The organism is Scytonema hofmannii PCC 7110, assembly GCF_000346485.2.
GTDB lineage: Bacteria > Cyanobacteriota > Cyanobacteriia > Cyanobacteriales > Nostocaceae > Scytonema > Scytonema hofmannii.
In genome coordinates this window covers 3,325,408-3,352,037 of record NZ_KQ976354.1, presented here as the reverse complement: position 1 = coordinate 3,352,037, position 26,630 = coordinate 3,325,408, and the positions used below count along the sequence as shown (strand labels likewise).

The window sequence follows — 26,630 nt, the reverse complement described above, 5'->3', positions numbered from 1 at the left end:
ACTAATTCTTTAAACGCCAATTATAGTTGGTGATGCTTGTAAAAATGTGATCTTCCCATTTTTCATTAATGAATAAGTAATCTCTGGCATAACCTTCTATGACAAATCCCAGCTTCTTCAAGACATTACTGCTACGCTGATTGTGAGGCATATAGTTAGCCATAATACGGTGCATATTTAATTCTTGAAATACATATTGAATTGCTGCTTGCAGTGCTTCTGTCATATAGCCCTTTCCTTGTTCGGTTTCTGCCAGCCCGTATCCAACATTACAATACTGAGCGGCGCGTCTTGTGAAGTTACTAAAGTTGATGAGTCCAATAACTGTCTTTGGCTTGTTTTGCAGAAAAATAAATAGTCTTAAGGATATGTCGTTTAGAAATTCTTTGCGATCGCTATCTATCCTCCAATACCAATAATCTTCAGTAAAGAAACCATCAGCCCAAGAGGGCGAGTATGGTGTCAAAAAAGTTTTGTTGTTTGTATAAAATTTTAGAATTGCCGGAATATCTTCTTCAGTAGCTAATCTTAGTAAAAGACGCTCAGTGGTAATCAGTGGCAGTTCCATTTTTATCGTTATTGATGACTAGAATGGCAATATTTTCTAATTTTTCTGTAGTATTGACAACTAAATTGAAGCTTATATTTTAAACAAATAATATTTTAATATTTTATAATAATTTGAACAAAGAATGTAACAAATAGTTAGTTAAACTCAAATTTAGATCGAACTTTCTCAATCCAAAATCCAAAATCTAAAATAGGTCAGTGATGTCAGCAATAAGATCCGATTGGCAAGAATCAGAGATACGTGCAATATATAATACTCCGTTGCTAGAGCTTATCTATCAAGCTGCTAGTACACATCGTCAATACCACGATCCCAAAAAGATACAAGTTTGTAAACTGATATCAATCAAAACTGGGGGTTGTCCGGAAGATTGTGGTTACTGTGCTCAGTCTTCTCACTATAAGACAGAAGTCAAGCCACAAGCACTCTTAGAAAAGGAAACAGTGGTTGGGATTGCACGACAAGCACTCGTAAACGGTGCGAGTCGGGTGTGTATGGGCGCGGCTTGGCGAGAGGTGCGCGACAATTCTCAATTCGAGCACGTGCTGGATATGGTTAAGGAAGTCACCGCCTTAGGCGTGGAAGTCTGCTGCACTTTAGGTATGCTCACAGAAGCACAAGCCAAGCGTTTGGAAGAAGCGGGGCTTTACGCTTATAACCATAACTTAGACACTTCTCGAGATTACTACAGCACTATTATTACCACCAGAACCTACGACGATCGCCTCAACACGATTAACAATGTTCGTCAAACAAACGTCACTGTCTGTTCTGGAGGTATACTCGGTCTGGGTGAAACTACAGATGACCGAATATCCATGCTACACACTCTAGCAACCCTACATCCTCACCCAGAATCCGTACCAGTAAACATTCTCTCCAGGGTTGAAGGGACACCTTTAGAAAACCAATCAGAGATTCCCATTTGGGATATCCTGCGGATGATTGCTACAGCCCGAATTGTTATGCCTGCTTCTGACGTTCGTTTAAGTGCAGGTAGAGCAAAGCTGTCGCAGGTTGAACAAGCGCTGTGCTTCCTAGCAGGAGCAAATTCCATCTTTTCTAGCGATGACGGACATATGCTAACAGTGACAACTCCCTGTCCGGGTTACGGGTGCGATCGCGAAATGTTGGATTTGCTTGGTTTGGAAATGCGTCCTCCTTTTACACGCCAGGAAAAGGTTGCTAAAGAAAGCGTTGTTAGGTAACCTTAGCAAAATCAAGAACCACACCCTGTTTTTGTGGGTTTTTGTGGGTTCTTGTGGGTTCTTGTGGGTTCTTGTGGTACGGGCGTCCTCGCCCGTACACTCGCTCAAAGAACGGGCAAGATGCCCATCCCACAAGAGTTTTGCACGTTATAAATCAGAGAATTTTGGCAGCACGCAAACCAAACAATAAACCAACAGCAATACCAGTAAATACGGCTAAGAATCCTACGTAAGCGATCGCAGCAAGCATTTGTGTTTCTCCACATTCATTTATAAATCTATTGAAACATTTATTTGGGTTGGCGCTCAACTGTCCCCCTCATCCCCTCATCCTTAAGGAAGATCTATCCAAAAATTAGATATCAAAGAACATAAAAAGCGTCTAACATTCAGGAATTAATAATGCCTATGCTGTAGAATACAGCCCGATGGAGCTTTGAGAGGGGTTTGGTAATGGCTTCTGTTATTAACGTGAATCTGCCGCAGCAGTCCTATGAAATTGCGATCGCACCTAGCAGTCTAGACAAGCTTGGTGAATACATGACGAATCTAAAGCTGGGCAAGAAGGTACTTATAGTTTCTAACCCAACATTATTTAGGCATTATGGTGAAAGGGCAATAGGATCTCTAGAAGCAGCTGGGTTTGAAGTTGCACGTTGTACCTTACCACCAGGTGAACGCTATAAAACCTTAAGTATAGTGCAGAAAATTTACGATACTGCCTTAGAAAATCGCATAGAACGCTCATCAACAATGGTGGCATTGGGGGGTGGTGTCATTGGAGACATGACTGGCTTTGCCGCCGCCACTTGGTTGCGGGGGATTAACTTTGTACAAGTGCCAACGACACTCCTAGCAATGGTGGATGCGTCCATCGGTGGAAAAACTGGTGTAAATCATCCCAAAGGAAAGAATTTGATTGGTGCATTTCATCAACCGCGCTTGGTTCTTATAGATCCAGAGGTACTAAAAACTTTGCCAGTGCGGGAGTTTCGTGCGGGAATGGCAGAAGTCATTAAATACGGTATCATTTGGGATGCTCAATTATTTAGCGAGATGGAACAGAGCAAACGTCTTGACCAAATGCGCTACGTCAAACCAGAGTTAATAGATAGCATTTTAACACGATCTTGTCAAGCAAAGGCTGATGTCGTTAGTAAAGATGAGAAAGAAGCGGGACTGCGGGCGATTCTCAACTACGGACACACTATCGGTCATGCAGTAGAAAGCTTGACAGGTTATCGTGTTGTGAATCATGGTGAAGCAGTTGCCATTGGCATGGTAGCAGCAGGACAGATTGCAGTAGAACTGGGAATGTGGCAAAAAGAAGAGACAGAACGTCAAGATTCCCTGATTCAAAAAGCAGGTTTACCAACTCAACTTCCATCCGGGCTAGATATTGAAGCTATAGTTGATGCTTTGCAACTGGATAAGAAAGTGAAAGCCGGTAAAGTCAGGTTTATTTTGCCAACACAGATTGGAACCGTAACAATTACTGATGAAGTGCCATCAGATACAATTCGGCAAGTGTTGCAAAGGATGATAACCGTAGAATAAATAGTTTATGAAAATGAAGAATTTTTCAGTAATCAACTATGCTACAACCACTACCTAACCGAATCAGCTTTCAAGAATTTATCGAATGGAAACCAGAGGGTAAACGTTATGAACTGCATGATGGAATAATTGTTGAAATGGCACAACCACTGGGAGAACATGAAGAAGTCACAGGCTTTTTAACTAAAAAATTGGGTACAGAATTAGATCGGTTAAGTCTTCGCTACCTAATTCCTAAAACAGCATTAGTTAAGCCTTTAGAAAATGAATCAGCTTATTCACCAGATATTTTAATAGTCAACAAAGATAATTTGCAGTTTGAACCTTACTGTAAAAAAGAATCTACTGTAACGCAGGCTGCATCTATTCCTTTAGTCGTTGAAGTCGTTAGTACCAACTGGCGTGATGACTATTATATTAAGTATGCGGTTTACGAACAAATTGGTATTCCAGAATATTGGATTGTTGATTACTTGGCTTTAGGTGGACGCTCATTCCTTGGTAATCCCAAAATACCTACTATCTTTGTTTGCTCTTTAATAGAAGGTGAATACCAAATGACTAAATTTGGCAATAATGACCGTCTTCATTCTCCAACATTCCCAGAATTAAACTTAACTGTTCAACAGATATTTAATACTGATTAGATTTTCGCCCCTGAAGGATTACCTCTGTGTACTCTGCGTCTCGGTCTGGCAAGTATTCCAAAGGATGATAACAGCAGAATAAAAAGTTGATGAAGCGTCAAAAAAAACACTTGTACTCTGTAAAAGTCTGTGTATAGATAGATATAGTACTGAAATACTATAGAATGACTAGAACTCCCTTTGACCAATTCTCTAAACAATTCTTGGAAGAGTTATTGACTTTAGTTGGTGAAGTCAAACCAACGCTTGAGGTTCCTGGTGAGCCAAGATTTGTGGATATTTGGTTTGCGCCATCCCAACAGCCAACTGTCAATCCCCAAACTCTGGGTTTACTCGGTAGGATTGCTACCACACCTTGCTTGTTAGAACCGTTTCGCAATCAACCCTCATTTACACAAGTGCGAAATTGTTTGCTCAAGCTATTTCTCCTTCAAGCCGATTTCCAACGTAAAGCCAAACGAGAAGGAGATCCCATTCCAGAAGCAGAACTGCCTCAGCTATGGATTCTGGCTCCGAGTGCATCGGATCGCCTTGTCAATACCTTTCGTGCGCTTGTTGATGATACTTGGCTCGAAGGAATCTACTTTTTTGCAGAGGGACTGAAAACGGCAGTGATTGCGATCGACAAGTTACCCCGAACGCCAGAAACTTTATGGTTGAGGGTTTTGGGTAGAGATGCCACCCAACAGCAAGCAATAGAAGAAGTGATTGCTCTGCCGGTGGAAAATCCCCAACGTTCTGCGGTGTTAAAGTTGCTCTCAACTTGGAAGATTAATATAGAAGTTAGTGGCGAGATTGATGAAGACGAACGGAGGTTACTTATGACATTATCACAAGCTTACCTGGAGTGGGAGCAACAGACTGAGCTTCGAGGACGAAAGCAAGAGCAACGCCTTGTCGTTGAGAACCTTCTCAAAGCCCGTTTTGGGGAACTAGATGAACAGCTTGTTGGTATCATTCCATCATTGCTGCAACTACCGACTGAGCAATATACCCGTTTGCTGCTGCAACTGTCTCGCGAAGAGTTACTGGCAAGATTTCAGCGCCCAAGGGCATAGCGAATTTGACATTTTCTCAAAGAGCATTTAACTAACCGATCTCGCCAAGCCAGTTGTTGAAATACTGGCTTGACTTGCATTAGAGTTCTTACAAAAGTCAATTTTTGCCTAAGAATAAAAAGTTGATGAAGCGTCAAAAAAAACACTTGTACTCTGTAAAAGCCTGTGTATAGATAGATGTAGTACTGAAATACTATAGAATGACTAGAACTCCCTTTGACCAATTTTCTAAACAATTCTTAGAAGAGTTATTGACTTTAGTTGGTGAAGTCAAACCAACGCTTGAAGTTCCTGGTGAGCCAAGATTTGTGGATATTTGGTTTGCGCCATCCCAACAGCCAACTGTCAATCCCCAAACTCTGGGTTTACTCGGTAGAATTGCCACCACACCTTGCTTGTTGGAACCATTTCGCAATCAACCTACATTTACACAAGTGCGAAATTGTTTGCTCAAGCTATTTCTCCTGCAAGCCGATTTCCAACGCAAAGCCAAACGAGAAGGAGATCCCATTCCAGAAGCAGAACTGCCTCAGCTATGGATTCTGGCTCCAAGTGCATCGGATCGCCTTGTCAATACCTTTCGTGCGCTGGTTGATGATACTTGGCTCGAAGGAATCTACTTTTTTGCAGAGGGACTGAAAACGGCAGTGATTGCGATCGACAAGTTACCTCGAACTCCAGAAACTCTGTGGTTGAGGATTTTGGGTAGAGATGCTACCCAACAGCAAGCGATCGAAGAAGTGATTGCTCTACCCGTTGAAAATCCCCAACGTTCTGCGGTGTTAAAGTTGCTCTCAACTTGGAAGATTAATATAGAAGTCAGTGGCGAGATTGATGAAGACGAGCAGAGGTTACTTATGACATTATCACAAGCTTACTTGGAGTGGGAGCAACAGACTGAGCTTCGAGGTAGAGAGCAAGGAATAGAGCAAGGGCAACGCCTTGTCGTTGAGAACCTTCTTAAAGTCCGTTTTGGGGAACTAGATGAACAGCTTGCTGGTATCATTCCATCATTGTTGCAACTACCGACTGAGGAATATACTCGTTTGCTGCTGCAACTTTCGCAACTGTCTCGCGAAGAGTTACTAGCACAATTTCAACGCCCAAGGGTATAGCGAATTTGACATTTTCTCAAAGAGCATTTAACTAACTTCTCTAACCAAGCCAGTTGTTGAAATACTGGCTTGACTTGCATTAGCGTTCTTACAAAAGTCAATTTTTGCCTAAGAATAAAAAGTTGATGAAGCGTCAAAAAAAACACTTGTACTCTGTAAAAGTCTGTGTATAGATAGATATAGTACTTAAATACTATAGAATGACGAGAACTCCCTTTGGCGTTTTTGTAGCAAAGGAACAGAAAACGACGCTAAGGCTGAAAATCAAGTAGTGTCGGTGGAAGGATAATATTGCTGATCTGAAAACCCGATTAGTGAAAAATTGCTAATAGTCAGAATGAGGGTTTCAGTCACTCAACTGCTACCTTATGCTTCCAGTACCCGGACAAGTTATTGTCTGGGTGACAATCAGAAGTAATTACCCCAGCTTAAACATGGTCAAAGAGCGCATTATCAGAAGTATTTCAAGGTTTGGGCTACTGATAAGAAGTATTATTAGAAGTTTGAGCAGGTTTATTTTCCCTTAATGACGTTTATTGTTGAGTTACTACAAAAACGATTAGGAGCGAGGTTATGTCATCAAGATGGGAGGCAATAAGCGCAATATCATCTCTCATTCAAACAGTTGTAATAATCATTACGGTTATATTTGCTGTTTTGCAGGTTAGGCAAACAAATCGAAGCCACAAATTAGATGTATCTATTAGATTATTTGATGAGCTTTCCTCACCGAATAGCAGAAAAAACAGAACTTTTATATATTCTCTGAAAGGTCGAGAGCCGTCCCAACTGACAACAGAAGACTTTCTTATCATTGATGAAGTTTTATCAAGCTTAGACCGTGTTTGGATTTTGATTCAAAATGGTCAGGTAGATAATGAATTCGTTTATGATATTTACGGCGAAATGTTTTTGAAGTTATGGGGAGTCCTACACCCAACTGTAATTCATGAAAGAGGGCGTAGAGGAAATTATTACCGTCAAAGAACTGAGAGTTTAGTTAAGAGTGTTAAAAAACATTTCAAAACGCAAAATAAGCCGTTGGAGTATCCTATTTAGTAAATTCGCTATTCAACATTCATTTATGGTTTAGCGACTAAAATTGTTCCGTTACTACGGAAACCCCAGATCCAAGTGCATCAAATAACCTTATAAACACATTTCGTGCGCTTGTTGATGATACTTGGCTCGAAGGAATCTATTTTTTTGCAGAGGGACTGAAGACAGCAATGATTGCTAAGCTAAAACACATTTAACTTGCATATTTTTAAGGTTTGATAAAAAGCACCAAACTCTTCTCTCTCTTACTCTGCGCCCTCTGCGCCTCTGGGGTTTAATATGCAAATTAGATATGGAACAGCTTATCAACAAGTTACCCCGAACGCCAGAAACTTTATGGCTGAGGGTTTTGGGTAGAGATGCCACCCAACAGCAAGCAATAGAAGAAGTGATTGCTCTACCCGTTGAAAATCCCCAACGTTCTGCAGTGTTAAAGTTGCTCTTAACTTGGAAGATTAATATAGAAATCAGTGGCGAGATTGATGAAGACGAGCGGAGGTTACTTATGACATTATCACAAGCTTACCTGGAGTGGGAGCAACAGACTGAGCTTCGAGGAAGAGAGCAAGGGCAACGCCTTGTCGTTGAGAACCTTCTCAAAGTCCGTTTTGGAGAACTAGATGAACGGCTTGCTGGTATCATCCCATCATTGTTGCAACTACCGACTGAGCAATATACCCGTTTGTTGCTACAACTGTCTCGCGAAGAGTTACTGGCACAATTTCAACGCCCAAGGACATAGCGAATTTGACATTTTCTCAAAGACCATTTAACTAACTTAATACCCGATAACTTATGCGAAGTCGGGTATCTGAGCAAACTTACCCATCAAATTTTTGATTCTTTCCGGAGGTAGAGAGAGACGAGGGGGATATAGAGATGGTAGATGCACCCTAATTACCGCCCTCAGTCTGTGGCTGAGGGTTTTTTTATCGGAAAATTTGAGGTAGTAAACTGGGAGCCATCCACAAAGCGTAAAAAATAAATCCAAAGAATAAAGTTGTTAAAACAGTAAAAATATAACCAACACACATTAACAAACCATCAGACTCTATCGTAGCAACTGCAAGAAGCAAGATTCCTACGGTAGGAATGGGATTAGTGAGAGGAATTGGTGAAATCAGCAGAAGAATTAACCAAGAAATACAAAGCCCATTAAATCTCCAAATAAAAGGATGATTTGCGATTTTTGCCATCCTGGGACGGGTGATTTTTTCTAACAATCTAGTAACGCGTCTTAGGTTTTGTAAAAGTGTTTCAACAAAAGCGCGAGGGAATTTATACTTAGCTATTTTTTGCGGAAGCCAAGGCGATCGCTTTCCCAAAACCATCTGTACTGATAATATCAAGCAAGCACCACCAAAGGGACCTGTTAAACCGGGTGGTATAGGAAATAGAAAAGGCAATACCAATAATATAATCACCAGGCAAAATCCTCGTTCTGAGGTTTCAGCCAAAATATCACCCAGACTGAGTGGCTGTTCGGATAACCGTTGCAGCAGAGACTTAATATCTTGAGAAAATTTGAGGTGCATTGAGCTTGAGTGAGCCGATCTCTGGTCACTGGTCACTGGTCACTGGTCAGGTGGTTACTGCTCCAACCCGCACCATTAGAGTCTTCCACTGGAACTAATACAGCTAAAGATTTAGGAAGAACACGGAAGTGAGCGGGAGTATATGTTGTAATTTCACCATCAGTATTGATAGGGCGAGGTTTCCGAGTATACACTTCAATTTCTTCACCTGAAAGAGAACGAACACCAGACCAATTAATGTGCCGCCCTTGTCGCATTGTAGGTAGAATAGGAATGATTTGCCACCAGTGTCGAATCTCCAAACTGTACAAGTCTAATCTTTGGTCGTCAATCATGGCATTATGAACCACTGCCATACCGCCACCGTAATAGCGACCATTACCTACGGCAATTTGCACTGTTTTCACTCGAATTGATTGACCGTTGATCTGAATTTCTGCGTGAAAAGGTCGCGATTCCCAAATGACTTGTAAAGCAGTCACAGCATAGGCAAATATTCCCCAACGTTGCTTAGTTTTTTTAGTCAGTTTCTGGGTAATTTGTACACTCAATCCCAAGCTAGCAACATTAAAAAAGTGCTTGCCATTGACTACGCCTAAATCAATGCGTGCGATCTCTCCTTTGGCAATGACTTTGCACGCCTCAGGTATGGAGTTAGGAATTCTCAAAGTTCGAGCTAAATCATTGGCAGTTCCTAAAGGTAAAATTCCCAGAGGTAAACGAGTCTCAACCAAAGCATCTACCGCAGCATTGAGGGTTCCATCACCACCACCAATAATGACTAAATCAACTTCTTGCTGGTAGCGGAGAATGATTTCACCGAGATCTTGTGGTTTTTGGGTGGTTTCTTGGATCAAAACAAAACCCGATTCTTCAAGACAACGGATCGCTTCTGGTAAGCTTTTTTCTCCCTGACGGGCTTGGCGATTGACTAACAGCAGTGCGCGGTTTCTCATTGGGCTGTTGTAACTGGGTTCATAACTAAACTATATTGCTTTTGGTGGGGCTATTGGGTTTTTCCCTAACCCCTAACCCCTAATCCCTGACCCCTATTCGTGTTCGGGTCTTAAATCGTTAGATATTTCTACAATACCCCTATATCCATCCATCCTTACCCTCTGACCATCCTGTAGTATCCATGTAGCACTTTTGACATCCATGATTGCAGGAATCCCATATTCGCGAGCAATGATTGCTCCGTGAGAAAGTCTTCCACCTGCTTCAGCAATCAATCCTCCCGCTCTCACTAGCAAAGGAGCCCATCCAGAATCAGTATAAGGCACTACTAGAATTGTATCCTTATCAACATCAACGACAGCTTGTAAGTTTCGCAACACCTTCACCCTTCCTTCCACTTGTCCGGGACTAGCAGGAATACCTTGCAGAACTTGATCGGGTAAGGCGATCGCACTTCGGAACGGAAATTTTGGGGGGTCGTTACCGTAAACTAACAAAGGTACTGGCTCTAACTGACTGTCATTGTCAAGTTCGGTTCGTCTCAATTTCACTAAATCGTGTAACCGATCCACAAAGTCTGGCTCAAAACCTTCAACAAGACGCCGCACTTCATCAAAATCCAAGAAAAATATATCTCCTGGTTCTTCGAGCAAGCCTGATTTTAACCACACCTGTTCTAAGGTCACAAAACACCAACGCAATTCGGCTAAAAGTCGGGAGTATACCTCAGTCACTCGCCCCTTTAAATCGACACGGCTTTGTACAAAACCTCTTTTTTTCTTTCCTTTTTGCTTGGGTTTTGCTGGTTCAGGTAGCTGCATGAACTGCACAAACAAATGTCTGACTGCTGATGGTGCTTCCTTCCAAGTGGGAACAGCAATATCGGTTCCTACTTCGCTTAAGTAACCGTACTTATTCAGCAGATTCTCAAATTGTGTGAGAATTTCTTGCCCTTCGGGTGTTTGTTCTAACTGCTCAAATGCCATTTCTGGATCGAGATCGGGCATAACTTGTCGGGCTTGTGCAGCCAGTTGTTGAAGCGATCGCAGCGCCGCTATTTCTGGAGTCTTGCTATTATCAAGTTCCCCGTCTTTTACCCGAAATATTGCTTGCCGCAATGCCACACTCAGGGGAGCCATAATACTATAGTAAGTCGCGCGGCGAAGCCACTCCAAAATATCTTCTATTCTAGCGACTAACTTCACCGGATCGAGGTCTTCTACTGACTCCTGACTTAACTGAGACAAAGCAGGAGCAAAACGCTTGCTGTTGTCCCACTGAAAATCCATTTTTAGACAGATTTCCCGCCAAACCAGCCGTATCAATCCAGGTAAGTTGCGTAAAGTCGTATCCACGGGAGGTTTACTCATTTTTGCGCCCCGTGTTAAGAACTCCAGACTTTCGGGAGGTAAACCCATACGCTGGAAAATTTCTCCCAACAACGAGGCGTTAAAGAAAGCTCTAGAGTAGTATAAAGTTGCTGTTTTGTTGAAATCTAACCCCATAGAACGTTCACCCAAAACCAAAGCAAAAATTCCTCCCCAAACACCACAAGTTAACGGGCGATTGATCGACCAAGTTAGGGGACGAATCAGTCCGGGAATAACTTCTGCTGCAATTTTCCGAGTCCAAATTGGTAGCAGTGTTGTTATGGGGCGTGCTTGTAACACCCAAAGAGTTTGACCGTCAAAAGTCCACTCTATATCTTGAGGAATTCCGTGGTAGCGCTGTTCAATCCGCCGACATAGATATGCAACTTGCTTGATTAAAGCGGCTGGAATGCTCCCTTTACCTTCTAGTTCTATGGAAGCGAGGTTGTCTGTATCGCCAATGTAAGCACGATATTGTTCTGGGGTAGTTCGTCCGGAAACCACTTGAGTTGCATTTCCTGGCAATGCTTCTATGACGACAGCTTCACCTTGTTTGGTAATGGGATCGCGGGTAAAAGCAACTCCCGAATAGACTCCTTGGACTTGCTGCTGAACCAGGACTGCCATTGCTCCATCATACACTCCGCGATCGCTGCGGTATTGTACTGCTGATGAACTATTATAGGAAGCCTGACAGCGTGCGATCGCATCGCGCAATTCCTTTTTTGTCGTCACATTTAATACTGTAACATACTGACCCGCAGCCGAAGCCAGTTCCGTGTCTTCTCCTATGGCTGAGGAACGAACTACAAGGGGAAATAGACGCGATGGCTGAAGCAATTCTATCAACGGTGCGGGATCGTCATAAGGAGCTAGTACCCATCCCTTGGGAACTTGATAACCCCATCGCTTGACTTCTGCAAGTCTAGCTGCCTTTTGTCCGAAAAAACGAGCATCTAAATCGTCATCCAGGGTCAGAATATCTTGTTCGCCCCGAAAAAATTTAAATGCTGCTTGCGTATCGGGTTGCGCCTGTTCAACGGGTAAGTCCAAATCATCAGGCATTTGTTTGTAAATCCAACCCAGTAAAGCCGCTAAAGCAACTGCAGCTATAATATGAGGTGGGTCTTCGCTGTGCAAAATCCCCACAATCAGTGGAAACAAAATTAAAATCCCAAATTTTGCCACTTGTCTGGAGCGCACAATCGTAAAACTAACGCTAGCTAGCAACAATACAAATGTTGCTGCTAAGGGGTCGTGTACGGCAAATCCCCAAACCACATTTGTCGTACCTGCGCCTCGACCTGCTATATACCGACCTAATACCAGGGCAATTAAAGCAACTAACTCCCACGCCGAGCCATCTTTGAAAATAACACGGGCAAGTAAGACTGCTGCAATACCCTTAAGCGCTTCTGATAAGACTGCCAGCACTCCCACTAGCGTACCACCGTGGTAGAAGGCAGATGACACACCAATGTTTCCTGTCCCCAATTGTGCTATCTTCCGCTTAGCTAAGGCTTGGGTAATCCAGGCAATAAGCGGTAGCGCACCCAGGAGGGGACAGATGATAAAGATAATGACAATACCCCAAAGTTCTAGCATTTTTGATTTTGATTTTAGATTTATTTTCAATCCAAAATCTAAAATCTGAGATCTAAAATTTTTCTTACATTATAAAATTACAACGATACCCATCAAGACCCAACCCACTTGCTCTGTTAGTTGTTGGGTAAGCAATAAGACTTAAGCCACCAGTCATCCCGAACAAACTCACCTGCAATTGAATACAGCCAGGAAGTTGATTCGAGATGACCTCTTAGGATAACTTAGCTTCTCGATTGGTGAGAGTCCGCTAATAAAAAATTAGTGGACTGCGTAGGCAGATTGTAGCGCCCAAATGATGAGTGCTGCAATCGCTCCCAGAAGTACCACGGAGAAGGTGGTAACTACTTTTGGGGAGTCAGCGCCATCAAATTTCATAATTCCTCGATTTAAGTCGGACATAGCTCGATTGGCCTACTCCATAGAACTCTATCAAGTCGATTTTAATCGTTTGGTTCGCATTCTCTGCAAACTTTCCCCTAATCATTATGATTCAACTTTGGTAGTGTTGACATCGACATAATTACTTATATCAAATGGCATAGTCTTTCTTTTTATACAGGATGATACTTGGGATTGTTTAGAAAAAATAGAGTAGGTTGGAACTCTTGATATCAGATTTTTGTTTACAAAAATTTACTGGGGGTCTGTGGTGGTGAAAGCTGTTCTAGTTGTCAGTTTGGTAGTTGTTGTCGGATTATTTGTTGTTCTGGAGGTGGGATTGCGCTGGTTGTTTGGTTTTGGTAATCCCCTCACCTACATTACAGATGAGAAAATTGGCTATTTATTAGCCCCCAATCAGCACACCAAGCGCTTTGGCAATCGTATAGAAATTAATGAGTACTCAATGCGAGGCGCATCCGTAGAAAAGACTCTTTCATCTTCTACCTTACGAATACTGTTATTGGGTGATTCTATTATTAACGGAGGGTGGTGGACTGACCAAAATAAGACGATTTCTAGCTTAATGAGTTATTCTCTATCATCAGCTATTGCCAGTCCTTTCTCACAAGTGGAAGTCCTTAATGCTTCTGCTAATTCTTGGGGTCCACGAAATGAATTGGCTTACCTGCAAAGGTTTGGGAATTTTAATGCTCGATTTGTGGTATTGGTAATTAATACCGATGACTTGTTTGCAACGGCTCCTACTTCTTTACCAGTAGGACGCGATCGCAACTATCCAGATCGAAAACCACCTTTTGCTTTGGTGGAAGTCTTTAACCGTTATGTCTTAAAACCACAGCCAATTCCGGAGTTGGAGGTTGTGCAGAAAGAAGACGGCGATCGCGTGGGTATTAACTTGGAGGCTATTGGGAAAATTCGTGAATTTGCACGTCAAGCGAACAGTGGATTTCTACTCGTGATGACTCCTTTGCTTCGCGAAATTGGCGAACCGGGACCGAGGGATTACGAAATTAAGTCTCGCGATCGTCTTAATGAGTTTTGTCGAGAACAGAAAATCACTTACATAGATTTTTTGCCTGTGTTTAATTCAACTCAATCTCCTGAATCTTTATATCACGACCACATTCACCTAAATTTACAGGGAAATCAGCTCGTGAGTCAAGCGATTGAAACAACACTTGTTGAGATGTTGAATTATGAAGATTTAATATAATAATTGTATCAGAATTCGGAATTTATTTTAATGAACCGCAGATGAACGCAGATGAACGCAGAGGGAAGAAAAAAGGAGATAATTTTTAATATACAGCAATTTTCATGAATAATTCAGAATTTCTAAATTAGAATTTTTACCAAAATAGGAGATTTTGCTGAACCCTAACCCAAAGTTAAAACTCCTACAGGAAAATCAACAACTAATCGCCGAGTTCTCAATTCTGGAAGCAAATACCTGTTTTGAGCTTTATCGAGTTTCTGATATCGGGAGCATCCACTTTTGGCAGATGGACTTTTTTAGACAAACCATATAGTCCGGGTTCTGGTATCAAAGAATTATGTTTCTTCCGAAAGTGGATACTCCCCTGATATCCAAGTGCAAAGGTGGCTTTTATATCAAATTGTTGATCGACTCAAAATTTGCTGGTATCAAAAACCACTTTTATTAGTAGGAGATATTTGGATATTTATCAGTGATTATTACCATTCAAAAATCTCGATCAATCAATTTCTAATTCTTTAAAAGTAGCCGAAGAAATTAGGCAAGTAACAAATGACGAGAACGAAGGTAAAAGCAGGCGATCGAGCTAAGATTGCCTTGTTTCCAACTAATCCGAATTGACCCAATCGGTGGGGAATGAGGAATTTTCCATGGCTACTATTTCACTATTTAAAGTTTCCAACTAATCCGAATTGACCCAATCGGTGGGGATCAGGGATTATGCTGGCTGTTAACAAGGGAAGGAAAGGTTTCCAACTAATCCGAATTGACCCAATCGGTGGGGGTTTCTTATACAGACTCGATCAACGCAGGAAACTGCAGTGAAGTTTCCAACTAATCCGAATTGACCCAATCGGTGGGGTTCTAGATTGGTATCGCGCTCATCAACAAGAACGTGTTTCCAACTAATCCGAATTGACCCAATCGGTGGGGCTTTACTTTTTATCGAATCAGCAAGCACACATGGGATACCGTTTCCAACTAATCCGAATTGACCCAATCGGTGGGGGAGATTAAGCATGCTTATCAACAAGAGAAGAATCAGTGGTTTCCAACTAATCCGAATTGACCCAATCGGTGGGGCATACTCCCCTTCTTTTCCAGCTACTGGAACAAAGTAGTTTCCAACTAATCCGAATTGACCCAATCGGTGGGGTCACCTTATTCCCTTCGACAATTTTATTAACCCAAAGTGGTTTCCAACTAATCCGAATTGACCCAATCGGTGGGGATTGATTCTTTGTATAGATATTGCGAGAAGTGCATTTAGTTTCCAACTAATCCGAATTGACCCAATCGGTGGGGAAAAATTATTTTGTTAAATCTTTTAAGATGTCTTCAAGTTTCCAACTAATCCGAATTGACCCAATCGGTGGGGGATCTCCGCTTCTTCGCCAACGGCCAAGAAACGTTTCCAACTAATCCGAATTGACCCAATCGGTGGGGGGTGCTTCCTGCACGGATGCGCCACCAACACTCAGTTTCCAACTAATCCGAATTGACCCAATCGGTGGGGAGTTCGTCTAGGAGACCTTACCCAGTAAGGGTTTCAGAAGCCAAATCGACGCATCTAGAAAAAGTATAGTACATTCTCCCAAAAATTGCTCGCAACACATACCTCAAACCCTTTCCCTGTAAGGCATCGACGCATCTCAACGGAAAATATAGGGTTTCGGCGATTTGGGGAGATGCGTCGATAGACATTTAAAAGTATATCCTCCCAAAAATTTAGCAAAACACGTACCTCAAACCCTTGCCCAGTAAGCTATCGACACCACTCAACGAAAAATATAGGGTTTCAGCGATTCAGCGAGTGGTGTCGATGAACATCTGAAAGTAACCCTCAAAGAACCCTCAAACCTAGATAACATAATACTTTGGCGGTGGTTGAGGTGATTCACCTCCAATAGTTAACACCCTCTCAACAGCTTCTTGGGGTATCCAATAAAACCGCACATTATCCTCCACAGGTTTAACTAATTTTTTCACCTTTTCATAAAGTTGCCGCATCTCCTCTAAACTTAAAAAACATTTAAACATGGAAAGTTGCACTCTTCGCCCATATACTTCTAGGAAAGTGAACAACTTTGTGCATTTTTTATCATTAGTAATATCGTACAATACAAGCAATAACATTTACATTTCTCTTAAAAAATGTTCATAGAAAAACCAGAGAATAAAATCCGTTTATATTGTCTGACTTGTAATTGAATTGCATGACGATACGTGACTTAAGATTGTAAATTTCGATAAACGACTGTATGTAAATTAGGTTCAATAAATTAAGTATATTTCCGTTAAGTAGATACTCCGAAAGCAAAAAAATATAGCAAAATAGATAATACTACAAGTACTTTCTTAGAATTCAAGTTGCTGGCAACTGAGCAAATTATCTTGATTGTGTGGTTTAAGAGAGGATTCCTTCATTCACAATTGCGAGGCAGACAATATGGACGTTAATCAGCTCCTGAGTCGATATGCAGCAGGAGAGCGGGATTTTAATGGTACGAATTTGCATCAAGAAAATCTCAACGATATTGATTTACATGGTGCAAACTTTGGTGGAGCAGATTTGAGTGGCGCAAATCTCACGGGTGCAGATCTCAGGGGATGCGATTTAAGCCGTGCAAATTTAACAGATGCCGATCTAAGCGGCGCAAACCTTATGGGTGCTAACTTGAGTGAAGTAAACTTAATTGGGGCCGACTTAATTAATGTTAACTTGGAAAAAGCCAATCTCTGTCGAGGCGATTTACGAAGTGCCAATTTAGTCAGAGCAAATTTGTGTGGCTCTAATCTTAGCGAAGCTGAATTGAGTGGTGCAGATTTAAGTGGGGCTAACCTGAGTCAGGCAAATTTAATTGGTAGCAACTTAAATGAAGCTGAATTGAGTGGCGCGGACTTAAGTGGAGTCACCATGAACGAGCATGAAGTGAGCGGAAGTAAGACATACACTGGCTTATCTCACAAATGGATCACTTGGGCTGGAGGATGTTAAATCAGGGTTAGTCGTTAGTAGTGAATTTAACAACTAATTATGTACGGGCGCAAAGCCTTGCGCCCCTACCACTAAGCACTAACCACTAACAGTTACCAAACATTTATTCAGCAGTGAAGTCATTTCTTGTTTGTTTAAATTTCTGCCAATCACAACTAACTGATTTTTAGGTGCGGTTGTCCATTCATCAGCATATAAATGGTAACGCGGACCGCTTAGTTGAAAGATATGGCGTAATTCACTATCATCGAACCAAAGAAAGCCTTTTGCTCGAAAGACGCCTTCTGGCATCTCTTCTGTAAGAAATTCCTCAAACTTGTGAACATCAAAAGGGCGATCGCTTTGAAAGGAAATTGACATAAATCCATCGTTTTCTAAATGATGTGAGTGATGGTCATGATGGTCATGATGATGATTCTCGTGGGTATGGTTATGATGGTGATGTTCGTGAGTGTCGTCATCAAAACCACAAACATCTTTTGAATTTAAGCCTACACCTAAAATTAATGGTAAAGGTACTTGACCATATGTAGAGTGCAGAATTTTCGCACTCGCTTTGACATTATGGATGTAGGTTTCTAGTTCTTGCAGCTTTTCTGGTGTGACAAGGTCAGTCTTATTTAGAAGAACGATATCTCCATAAGTTACCTGTTTTAACGCTGCTTCACTTTGGAAGTGTTCGGAGTTGAAAGTTTCAGAATCGACAACGGTCAAGATAGAATCAAGGTTTGTTAAATCCCTGAGTTCTGTTCCTAGAAATGTGAGTACGATCGGCAGGGGATCTGCTATCCCTGTCGTCTCTATCACTAAATAATCTATGGATTCTTCTCTTTCTAAAATTCGGTAAACTGCATCTACCAATCCATCATTAATGGTACAACAAATACAGCCATTGCTTAGCTCTACCATGTCTTGGTCTACAGAAACTAGCAACTGACTGTCAATATTGATATCGCCAAACTCATTCACAAGTACGGCGACTTTTAAGTTTTGTTTATTTTTCAGGATTTGATTCAAGAGTGTGGTTTTGCCACTCCCTAAAAATCCTGTAATGATGGTCACAGGCATTCCTCTTTTGGGAATATCGGAAACAGTGTTCTTTGATTGCACGGTTAGTTGAGTCATAGAAAATTTATCTGCGTAGAGATAGAAAAGGGATTCTTGGAGTTACAAAAAAAGGCAGAGGGAAAAAGATAGTTCTTTGTTCACTCAGCTAATCCTATGTATGATTTTTAGCTTGTTTTTACTTTCTAGTCAAGTAACGATAATCTTTTTCGTTAAAAATTCATGAAAATAATGTAATAAAAAATACTTTCATTGTAGAAAATAGCTAGAGCGTCGGTACAATGTTTAATCGCTGTGACCTATTTACTTAAAAATCGTTCTTTATCCTGCCAATTCTGTTATAAAATATACAAGGTTTGAACCCTTTATGTAAGAGAACAATGACTATCTCAATGTATCAAGCCTCAATACCAGTATGTATTCGCACGCTGAATAACCTTGTGGGGATTCTGGAAAAAGGTGCTATTTATGAAGAAACAAAAAAAATAGATCGGCATGTGTTGGCCAATAGTCGCCTCTTCCCGGATATGTTTCCACTGTCAAGACAAGTGCAAATTGCTTCTGACATAGCACGTAGAGGTGCTGCACAATTAGCAGGCATAGAAGCACCCAAGTTTGAGGACAATGAAACGACATTAAGCGAACTTATTGAACGCGTTCAGAAAACTATCACTTACTTAAATACATTTAAACCCGAGCAAATTGATGGTACGGAGGAAAAAACAATTACTTTACAGATGCGTGACAACACTCTATCTTTTCAGGGAATGCCATTTCTCCTCTATTTTGTTTTACCAAACGTTTATTTTCATGTCACAACAGCATATGACATTCTTAGGCACTGCGGTGTAGAACTTGGCAAAAAAGATTTCCTCGGCAACCCTTAACCACATAAGGCCTTAGAAATCACAAAAACCCGGTTTCTAAGTAGAGACTAGCCATGCTTAGTCTCTACAAAGGGATTTCCAAGAAATAAATTACCACTACTTGTGGGACGGGCGTCCCCGCCCGTTCTATACTAGTGAGTTATTATCCAAAAGACAAGAGTTATGCCTTGAAAACACTATGTCTCAGGTCAGTATTCCTTCCACAGTCCGCACTTATGACATTATCTGCTTCGGAGACGAAGTTCCTGGCATTCTTGCCTTAGTTTGTGCGGTAAGGGAATATTACCGTCAAAAAAACCAGTACCCCCGAACTCTACTCCTGTCTAAAGGAAATTCCAAGGTTGGGATCGGAGGTCATTTAGTCCGGGGTCGATTGTCTTACCTCAATCGTTGTATAGTACCTCCAGCGATTCGCCAATCGCTAGATTTAGAAATGTTTGGCGATCCGCCTGCAATTTATCAGGAGTTTTTGCAACGGGCGGGTGTGGAACATATAGCTCTCGATCCAGATAAAGCGGGTGCTGTTTTGCGAGAGATGTTGTATGAAGCGCGTGTGGATATAGAGAGCAATATAGAGATTGAGTCTGCGATCGCGTCCGGAAAAAAAATCCAGGGAATCAAACTGACTAAAGACGAGACTTGTTTGGGGAAACAGTTTATTGATTGCACTGTGAATGCGGAATTAGCGCTCTCATTTGGTGTAAAAAAACTGAAGGGATTTCAAACTTTTGGTTTACCAGATTCGGAATTAGCCGTGACCTTAGTGTTTGAAACTTACGGGTTGAGTCTTGAAAAACTCCAGAACTTAGAGTTAGATTATCTGCAATTGTTAACAAATCCAGTCGATCCAGAAGCCAGAAAGTGGATAGATATTGCAGCAGGTGGGAGTGCTGCGATCGCAAAACAGTTAAGAGAAGACTTGCTAGATGAAGATGGCAATCTCAAAACAATGATAGTTGGCAAAGATTATATAGATATACGCAGTAGGGCGATATCTATTGCCTATCATGCTGTTAGAGGCACACCTATCGACTTAGAATCTGGCGGTGCTGTTTTTGACAAAGGCAAGATAACAATTTTGTCTAAAGGTCGATTGTCTTGGAATGCGCTGTTATATAAAGTCAATGCTGACCAAGCAGAAGGACTCGCACGGGCTAAAGCCAAACCAACGCTAGAAATGCTCAATGAGATGCTGTTTGTGAGGAAGTGGTTTGAAAGCATTGGTGCTTCTGAAGTCAAGCACGCACCCGAACTGTATATTCGCCATGCAGGTAATATTTTAGGAGCAGTTAAGCCTCTGTGTGGATATGAAATGCTAGCAGGTGGAGTACCAGAAAGAGAAGCTTTAGGAACCTTTGGCTACCATTTCAACACTCGCAGTGGAATTGAAGGTTTAGATCTCAAAGCAACTGAAAAAGGTTTTGACCGCAGTGTGTTAGAGAACCCGCCATTATTTAATATTGGCATTCAGCACGCTTTCATTAAAGATGTACCCAACTTGGCAGTTGTCAGTCCAGCATCCGGATTTATTGGTTATGCTTGTCTTCCTGGGAGAATTGTAGAATTCAACTGTGGTGTCGCTCAGGGAGTGGGAATTGCTGCAGGAATTGCGATCGCGCAACAGCGAAACCTTGCAGAAATTTCTAACTTAGAAGTGCGAAATTTGTTAGCACAAACAGGGCGATTATCTCAGATTTACGGTATAAGCAACACTGAGAAAGTAGAAGAACTCGAAGACTTTGAGCTTGAAATGGCTGTATAAAAGCTTGCTTTGCTATACTCGTCAAAATCGCCAAAATTACTTTATACATCCCAGAAGACGCCTTTAAGGCTCGTTATTCTTCACCAGAGGAATTTGGCTCTGCTCTCCGAAAAGCAGCTGCTATTGCCACATAATTACGTTACGCAAGTTTTTCTGGATTTATCATTTACTGTATGCGTGGTATTATTATTCTAATTTATGGTAGTTCTTCACCCACTTTCAGATTTTCTGGAAAGCGATACGGCTTCAGCCGTTAAGCCTTCAGCTTATCGCACGACAGCAAACTCCATTCCTACCTATTACTATGAAGGGCGTTGTCCTCAAAGTGGCGAAATACTGAGACTTCCGCGCACTCCTCTAGTAGAAGCGATCGCACATGGTTTAATGAGATATCTTGCTACTGAAGAGGGTTATTCCCGTGAGGGTAAGATGTATGGAGTCTTGCTAGTAGAACTACCTTCGGGCGAACAACGAATACTCAAAGCTTTCTCCGGGCTGCTGAATGGTAGCAATATAGTGGAGGGGTGGGTTCCATCCATTCCTGGGCGCGAACAAGTTGCTTTAGACGAAGCCCTTACACTCGCTGAATTAGAAAATATTAAGCAAAAACTTATTTCCCTCAAGCAACTTCCAGAACGACAGCAATATGAAAATTTGTCGCGTGAGTTTGAGTTACACCTGCAAGAAATGAGCGATCGCCACCAAAATAGGAAGGCGCAACGACACGAAAAACGCCAGATCTTTTGTGAAACGCTAACAGGAGAATCACTGACTGTAACCCTTGAACAACTTGATGAAGAAAGCCGTCAGGATGGAATCGAGAAACGTAGATTCAAACGTCAACGGGATGAAGCATTGCGATCGCTCAAGCAATCGATTGAAACTGCAGATGGGCAAATTCGCAAATTAAAACAGTTGCGGAAAGAATTATCTCGTCAACTTCAAGCTCAGATGCATGCTGCTTACTCTGTCATGAATTTTTTAGGGCAATCTTCATCATTGCAACAGTTGATTCCAGGAAGTTCTATGCCAACTGGAACAGGAGATTGTTGTGCTCCAAAACTGCTTCACTATGCAGCAACACATGGTTTAAAACCGTTGGCAATGGCAGAGTTTTGGTGGGGAATATCTTCTAACGATGGAGATAAAGTCCAAGGAGAATTTTACGGGGCTTGTGCGGAACGGTGTCAGCCATTGATGGGGTTTTTGCTTTCAGGATTACCGCAGGGAAATGTAGAGACAAGAGGCGCATCTTTACATTATCAACAAGAGGAAAGACTACCCATTCTTTATGAAGACAAATGGTTGATTGCTGTGAACAAACCTGCGGGTTTATTATCAGTTCCAGGACGTTATCGCGATCGCCAGGACAGTGTTCTCAGTCGTTTGCGTCATTTGTTACCAGATGGTGAAGAACTTATGACTGTACATCGCTTAGACCAAGACACTTCTGGTATTCTTTTGTTAGCTCGCGATCGGCAAACTTATTGGCAACTCAGTCAGCAATTTCAGCAACGACAAGTTCACAAAGTTTATGAAGCCTTGCTTGCTGGTTCCTCTACCACTGATAGGGGGATCATAGAACTGCCTTTATGGGGAAATCCTGAAAATCGCCCGTATCAGCAAGTTGATTGGCAGAATGGAAAACCCAGCGTGACTCACTTTCAGGTAGTGGCACAAGAGAGAAACTACACTCGCGTAGAATTTATACCCCTAACAGGGCGAACTCATCAATTGAGAGTTCATGCTGCTGATATAAGAGGACTTGGGATACCTATATTGGGCGATCGTCTTTATGGATGTCATGTTGAGGCAAATCGGTTACATTTGCATGCTAGAGAACTTCGCTTCCAGCATCCGCAGCAAGGAAAAGCTTTGTACTTGGAGGCAAAGACACCATTTTGACGTTTAACTATTGCGGTGGCTAGGAATTTGTGGCTCCGACGTAGCGTTTTGTTTAGGTGGGAGTATCCCGTTTTGGCAATTTGCCCTCAGAATGGAATTCTCTTGCTATACAAACAAAGTCCACCTACGTGGACTTCGTATTAGTCCGCGCAGGCGGACTTAGCTTGTATAGCCGCGATTACGAACATCGCCAGGTGTTTTTTCCAAATTGGGATGCTCCCGTTTAGGTAAATCTCTGGTATGAATTGTATCGTAGCCTGAAGCTTGTAGGAAACGCGCAAGGCGAATCGGTAACTGAGCATCAACAAGAAATTTCATGTTCTATAGATAACTTGGGAATGCAAGGTGTATTATAGTTGATCGCAAGTTCTAGCCGAGCGCGATCGTACACCCGATGTAGCAAGGGTTGCAATTCCAACAGTGGTTCTGGTTCTGCAGTACGTAGAGGAATGGGAAAAGCTGGTATTGGTTGTCTTAAGTTAAAGGCGTAAAGTTGAGCCTTTGGACGTTGAGAGCTTCGACTTATTAAAATGCGATAATCTGATGGAACTGCACCAATCGTGGGAAGTGGTTCACCTCCCCGCAATAAATCTATTTCAATTAAGTGAGTCGCACTCGTGAGAATTTTTTGTCGCTTTTGGAGATAAGTACTACGTCCTTCACCAGTGCGTTTATTTTTAGGCGATAGCAGTTCGATAGTCGTGATGACGTTTCCTGTATTACCTTCGCGAATTTCTAGGAAACGCTCTTGAACTTCCTCTGCAATTGGAATCTCAATGTTGACAGGTTGAACCACAGTAGCAGAAGCTATCGCTTGAGAGGTTTTTGGCACAGAAGCAGTCACAGAGACATCGGGAATACCAACTAACACGCTTTCCTCAGCTTCGCTCAAATATACTCGCTTTTCTACAGCAACACGGTAATCTCGACTGAGGCGAGCGTCAAGTGCATCAGCAATCGCCACAATCATCCGGCTATGAAATTCTGACCACAATTCTGGATTTTCCAGATAAGGATTCATACCAGGTAAAGGAGATGGCATCGTAAATAGGAAGAAATTTAACTGCTTAATAGATATGGTACAAAGTCTTTGGAAAAACAGCTTGTCGATCAATGATAAATTGCGATCGCACTTCATACGTTGTTCGTTGTCGAAATGCGAATCGCAATCTCCTAGAACTTTAATTCTGGTTTAGAAATATGGTAGGGGAGTTGGTTGAGGAGATCTCGTTTTTAACAAACTTCTTCCTCATCAACCCATTCATCATAGGATGAGTCGTAACCGATGTAATGCACAAAATATTGCTGACCTTTGATTTTACCAATCGTTGCAGAATACCACTCCTCTTCTTCCTCATCCCAAACTTTTACCTTTTGACCCACTCTATATTCACCATCATCAGATGAGTTGCGATCGCGTATCCGAATATCGTCTTCTTCAACCCACTCGTTATGAGAGGAATCGTAACCAGTATACTGAATAAAGTAGCGGTTACCTTTCACTTGTTCAACAGTTGCCTCGTACCACTCCTCCTCGTCACTATCCCAAGCCTCTACTTTTGTCCCTTCTGCATACCGATCGCTATCAGTTTTCATAGCACGGGGCTTTGACTGCTGTTCTTGAACTTCTTGTTTTACTAAAGTATGAGCTTGTAAAATCAGACTGCGAGCCACAGTTTGAATTCCTGTATGCTCATAGTAATTGGTGGTTTGATCTAAGAATGCTGCCACAAAGTCTAAATTATCATCAGCCATCTGAATAAAATTGCCTAGATGACTAAAAATTGATTGGGGTGTTACACCAGTTTTTGAGACTAAGTTATTCATCCAGCCTTGTACGGAGTTGAAACCCTGAGTGATAAAACCAACTTTATCAGAAGGATTGCTACCAGGGAGAAAGTTGTTGATGGCTGAGAAGAGAGGATTTTGAGCGATCGCGCCAGTATTCGTACCACTCATAACTTCCTGTATTTTGCTGAGAAAGTCAGGACCTAAGGGTAAAACTCCATCCAGACAAACTAAAGCAACCATCCGCATCAAAGATGCATCTTTATAGTTATTTGTCAGGGTATTGACAAACTCTTGTGGATTAGGTTGGGGAATACCATTGAGTTTGGAGAATGCAATAATTTCGACAGCTACTTTCAGGACTAAATCAATTGTTTGAGTGACGTCCGCTTTTGGTGTAATTTTGCTTAAGAAGGAAAGAAAACCGATTTTTTCACCAACTTTGTTGGCTAAAGCCGCAGTTGCCATAGCTGTATCTGCGCCATCAATTGTTTGATAAAGTTTGATAGCAGCTTGGTAACCTCGTTGAGGCTCGTGGTATAAGATAACAGCGCGATCGCGAATTTGCTGAATGACTTGGGGATTGGTTTCTCCAGTAATTGCACGGATACTATTGTCAAATCCTACCAAATTATTCCACTGCCCTGGTGCTACATAATCCAGTGCTTTTAAAACTTTGACAGTAATATTGTCAGATGGTAACTCGTCAACCAATTGAATAATGGATTTATCCATATGCTGATTCTCAGAACCCTAAACGGTGTTTACAACACAATTCAGACACAGTAGTTACTCCAGATATTTGGCACATCAACTCAGTAAAAACCCGGAAAATAATGATGATTTCCTCACACCCTGTTATGTGTAATGCACTACTGAGACTACCGTGACATGAACTATATTGATAGAGTTCCCGAAGCTGACACAAAAGTAACAGTTTTAACTTCATTCTTAAGATGAATATGCAGCGTTCATCAATTGACTTGTCGCCACGTCCCTCAAAGGGGAGAAACCCTCCGCAGTTGCTTCAACTGGCGTTAACCAGAGCAACACGAGGACTTGGGATACCAACTCAAGACACTCAGCCGACTCTTCTATATTTACAAGTTTGAACACGCTCATAACGATTGATTTTTTGAGGACATAAAACTTCGCAGCCAAGTGTCATCTTCTAGAGATAACTTGGGAGAGCAAGGTGTATTATAGTCGATCGCAAGTTCTAATCGAGCGCGATCGTATACTCCATGTAGCAAGGGTTGCAATTCCAAAAAGCTTATATAGATATGGTACAAACTAGGTAGGCTAAAGCCCACCATATCAAGTCAAATAGCCGTCTCAACTTAGAAATACAGTGAGACAAAGCACTTTACAATAACATTATGAATTCCTCCACACTTAAACCGACATCTCGAATAATTGCTCGCAATGTTCCTGTCGCTAATTCTTGATGATCTGGAACAACGACTTGGACAAACGGTTCATCCCGGCGAAGAATTATGTGGCTGCTTTCTCTCCGCTTTTGATAAAACCCTACCTTTTGCAAAGCTTTGATACACTCTTTGCCCGAAATTCTTGGTAATTTACTCACACAACAACCAGAAATGCTTCAAAAGTTTCTTCTGGAACAGGCAAACCATCTTCCTCTAAAGCTGCGATGTAACCTGCGATCGCTTCCTTTATGTTTGCTAGTGCCTCATCTTTAGTCTTACCTTGGCTAATACATCCTCTGAGGCTAGGACATTCCACAACCCAGTATCCATCTTCATCCCTGTACATAATTACTTGCCGCATATGACACTCACTATAGTTGTTTGTGACATCCTCCCTACACCAACTTTCTATTTCTTCCGTCTACCAAGTTGCATAAGTGATTGCCTCATATATACCTGCTTCTCCTAAGTAAGGATATACTTTAAGGATAT

At 41.8% G+C, this 26,630-nt stretch carries 27 protein-coding genes and 1 CRISPR repeat array; of the genes, 12 read left to right on the top strand and 15 right to left on the bottom strand.

Annotated features, from left to right (window positions below; all coding sequences use genetic code 11):
* Window position 1 precedes the first annotated feature (1 nt).
* Window positions 2-574, bottom strand: coding sequence for a GNAT family N-acetyltransferase (locus WA1_RS14260; RefSeq protein ID WP_026135133.1), 573 nt, complete (start codon window positions 572-574; stop codon window positions 2-4).
* Window positions 575-771: 197 nt separating this feature from the next.
* Here WA1_RS14260 and bioB point away from each other — a divergent pair, with 197 nt between their 5' ends.
* Window positions 772-1,779, top strand: a complete 1,008-nt coding sequence (gene bioB / locus WA1_RS14255; protein WP_017747678.1) for a biotin synthase BioB — start codon at window positions 772-774, stop codon at window positions 1,777-1,779.
* A gap of 154 nt (window positions 1,780-1,933) precedes the next feature.
* Here the strand turns inward: bioB and petL are convergent, their stop codons facing one another.
* Window positions 1,934-2,029, bottom strand: a complete 96-nt coding sequence (petL, locus tag WA1_RS14250; protein WP_017747679.1) for a cytochrome b6-f complex subunit PetL — start codon at window positions 2,027-2,029, stop codon at window positions 1,934-1,936.
* A gap of 203 nt (window positions 2,030-2,232) precedes the next feature.
* Between petL and aroB the strand changes: the two genes are divergently transcribed.
* The 6 genes from aroB (at window position 2,233) to WA1_RS14220 (ending at window position 7,957) form a co-directional block, all read left to right on the top strand.
* A complete protein-coding gene (aroB, locus tag WA1_RS14245; RefSeq protein ID WP_017747680.1) occupies window positions 2,233-3,336 on the top strand; it encodes a 3-dehydroquinate synthase in 1,104 nt (367 codons plus the stop codon).
* A 38-nt stretch (window positions 3,337-3,374) separates the two neighbouring features.
* Window positions 3,375-3,983 (top strand): Uma2 family endonuclease, encoded by a 609-nt coding sequence (locus WA1_RS14240; RefSeq protein ID WP_017747681.1) that lies wholly within the window; start codon window positions 3,375-3,377, stop codon window positions 3,981-3,983.
* A 164-nt stretch (window positions 3,984-4,147) separates the two neighbouring features.
* A complete protein-coding gene (locus WA1_RS14235) occupies window positions 4,148-5,041 on the top strand; it encodes a hypothetical protein (protein WP_017747682.1) in 894 nt (297 codons plus the stop codon).
* A gap of 200 nt (window positions 5,042-5,241) precedes the next feature.
* Window positions 5,242-6,156, top strand: a complete 915-nt coding sequence (locus tag WA1_RS14230; protein ID WP_017747683.1) for an RpnC/YadD family protein — start codon at window positions 5,242-5,244, stop codon at window positions 6,154-6,156.
* Between the two features lie 573 nt (window positions 6,157-6,729).
* The gene (locus WA1_RS14225; RefSeq protein ID WP_017747684.1) at window positions 6,730-7,215 is read left to right on the top strand and encodes a DUF4760 domain-containing protein; all 486 of its coding nucleotides are present in this window, start codon (window positions 6,730-6,732) and stop codon (window positions 7,213-7,215) included.
* A 292-nt stretch (window positions 7,216-7,507) separates the two neighbouring features.
* A complete protein-coding gene (locus WA1_RS14220) occupies window positions 7,508-7,957 on the top strand; it encodes a hypothetical protein (protein ID WP_017747685.1) in 450 nt (149 codons plus the stop codon).
* 187 nt (window positions 7,958-8,144) lie between these two features.
* Here WA1_RS14220 and WA1_RS14215 read toward each other — a convergent pair whose 3' ends face one another.
* The 4 genes from WA1_RS14215 to WA1_RS58090 all read right to left on the bottom strand — a co-directional run bounded on the left by WA1_RS14215 (window position 8,145) and on the right by WA1_RS58090 (window position 13,084).
* On the bottom strand, window positions 8,145-8,750 hold the full coding sequence (locus WA1_RS14215) for an exopolysaccharide biosynthesis protein (RefSeq protein ID WP_017747686.1): 606 nt from the start codon (window positions 8,748-8,750) through the stop codon (window positions 8,145-8,147).
* A gap of 32 nt (window positions 8,751-8,782) precedes the next feature.
* Window positions 8,783-9,706: a lipid kinase gene (locus WA1_RS14210; protein WP_017747687.1), complete on the bottom strand. Its 924-nt coding sequence runs from the start codon at window positions 9,704-9,706 to the stop codon at window positions 8,783-8,785.
* 93 nt (window positions 9,707-9,799) lie between these two features.
* Entirely contained in the window at window positions 9,800-12,682 is a 2,883-nt protein-coding gene (locus WA1_RS14205) for a glycerol-3-phosphate acyltransferase (RefSeq protein WP_017747688.1), read from the bottom strand.
* Window positions 12,683-12,943: 261 nt separating this feature from the next.
* On the bottom strand, window positions 12,944-13,084 hold the full coding sequence (locus tag WA1_RS58090; protein WP_169886888.1) for a hypothetical protein: 141 nt from the start codon (window positions 13,082-13,084) through the stop codon (window positions 12,944-12,946).
* Window positions 13,085-13,337: 253 nt separating this feature from the next.
* On the opposite strand from WA1_RS58090, the gene WA1_RS14200 reads away from it, so the two are divergent.
* The gene (locus WA1_RS14200) at window positions 13,338-14,300 is read left to right on the top strand and encodes an SGNH/GDSL hydrolase family protein (RefSeq protein WP_026135134.1); all 963 of its coding nucleotides are present in this window, start codon (window positions 13,338-13,340) and stop codon (window positions 14,298-14,300) included.
* Between the two features lie 602 nt (window positions 14,301-14,902).
* A CRISPR array of direct repeats spans window positions 14,903-15,819; the repeat unit is 36 nt; unit sequence GTTTCCAACTAATCCGAATTGACCCAATCGGTGGGG.
* A 344-nt stretch (window positions 15,820-16,163) separates the two neighbouring features.
* Here WA1_RS14200 and cas2 read toward each other — a convergent pair.
* Entirely contained in the window at window positions 16,164-16,439 is a 276-nt protein-coding gene (gene cas2, locus WA1_RS14195) for a CRISPR-associated endonuclease Cas2 (protein ID WP_017747690.1), read from the bottom strand.
* A 313-nt stretch (window positions 16,440-16,752) separates the two neighbouring features.
* Here cas2 and WA1_RS14190 point away from each other — a divergent pair, with 313 nt between their 5' ends.
* Window positions 16,753-17,301 carry a pentapeptide repeat-containing protein gene (locus tag WA1_RS14190; RefSeq protein WP_017747691.1) on the top strand — a complete coding sequence of 183 codons (549 nt, stop codon included), beginning with the start codon at window positions 16,753-16,755 and terminating at the stop codon, window positions 17,299-17,301.
* Between the two features lie 78 nt (window positions 17,302-17,379).
* Here WA1_RS14190 and WA1_RS14185 read toward each other — a convergent pair whose 3' ends face one another.
* Window positions 17,380-18,426 carry a CobW family GTP-binding protein gene (locus WA1_RS14185; protein ID WP_017747692.1) on the bottom strand — a complete coding sequence of 349 codons (1,047 nt, stop codon included), beginning with the start codon at window positions 18,424-18,426 and terminating at the stop codon, window positions 17,380-17,382.
* A gap of 320 nt (window positions 18,427-18,746) precedes the next feature.
* Between WA1_RS14185 and WA1_RS14180 the strand changes: the two genes are divergently transcribed.
* The 3 genes from WA1_RS14180 (at window position 18,747) to WA1_RS14170 (ending at window position 22,920) form a co-directional block, all read left to right on the top strand.
* Window positions 18,747-19,253, top strand: coding sequence for a DUF1993 domain-containing protein (locus WA1_RS14180; RefSeq protein WP_026135135.1), 507 nt, complete (start codon window positions 18,747-18,749; stop codon window positions 19,251-19,253).
* A 178-nt stretch (window positions 19,254-19,431) separates the two neighbouring features.
* A complete protein-coding gene (locus WA1_RS14175; protein ID WP_017747694.1) occupies window positions 19,432-21,015 on the top strand; it encodes an FAD-dependent oxidoreductase in 1,584 nt (527 codons plus the stop codon).
* Window positions 21,016-21,213: 198 nt separating this feature from the next.
* Window positions 21,214-22,920: a pseudouridine synthase gene (locus tag WA1_RS14170; protein ID WP_017747695.1), complete on the top strand. Its 1,707-nt coding sequence runs from the start codon at window positions 21,214-21,216 to the stop codon at window positions 22,918-22,920.
* Between the two features lie 159 nt (window positions 22,921-23,079).
* Here the strand turns inward: WA1_RS14170 and WA1_RS56925 are convergent, their stop codons facing one another.
* The 7 genes from WA1_RS56925 to WA1_RS14150 all read right to left on the bottom strand — a co-directional run bounded on the left by WA1_RS56925 (window position 23,080) and on the right by WA1_RS14150 (window position 26,499).
* Window positions 23,080-23,238, bottom strand: coding sequence for a DUF5615 family PIN-like protein (locus WA1_RS56925; protein WP_017747696.1), 159 nt, complete (start codon window positions 23,236-23,238; stop codon window positions 23,080-23,082).
* The gene (locus WA1_RS14165) at window positions 23,222-23,962 is read right to left on the bottom strand and encodes a DUF4058 family protein (RefSeq protein WP_017747697.1); all 741 of its coding nucleotides are present in this window, start codon (window positions 23,960-23,962) and stop codon (window positions 23,222-23,224) included. The genes WA1_RS56925 and WA1_RS14165 overlap by 17 nt, the downstream gene beginning before the upstream one ends.
* A 191-nt stretch (window positions 23,963-24,153) precedes the next feature.
* Complete coding sequence (locus WA1_RS14160) at window positions 24,154-25,443, bottom strand: Tudor-knot domain-containing protein (RefSeq protein ID WP_017747698.1); 1,290 nt, start codon at window positions 25,441-25,443, stop codon at window positions 24,154-24,156.
* Window positions 25,444-25,659: 216 nt separating this feature from the next.
* Window positions 25,660-25,830, bottom strand: coding sequence for a hypothetical protein (locus WA1_RS59730; RefSeq protein WP_272819134.1), 171 nt, complete (start codon window positions 25,828-25,830; stop codon window positions 25,660-25,662).
* A complete protein-coding gene (locus WA1_RS54940) occupies window positions 25,827-25,976 on the bottom strand; it encodes a DUF4058 family protein (RefSeq protein ID WP_272819133.1) in 150 nt (49 codons plus the stop codon). The genes WA1_RS59730 and WA1_RS54940 overlap by 4 nt, the downstream gene beginning before the upstream one ends.
* A gap of 98 nt (window positions 25,977-26,074) precedes the next feature.
* Entirely contained in the window at window positions 26,075-26,296 is a 222-nt protein-coding gene (locus WA1_RS14155; protein WP_017747700.1) for a type II toxin-antitoxin system HicA family toxin, read from the bottom strand.
* Window positions 26,293-26,499, bottom strand: a complete 207-nt coding sequence (locus tag WA1_RS14150; protein ID WP_026135136.1) for a type II toxin-antitoxin system HicB family antitoxin — start codon at window positions 26,497-26,499, stop codon at window positions 26,293-26,295. The genes WA1_RS14155 and WA1_RS14150 overlap by 4 nt, the downstream gene beginning before the upstream one ends.
* Window positions 26,500-26,630 lie beyond the last annotated feature (131 nt).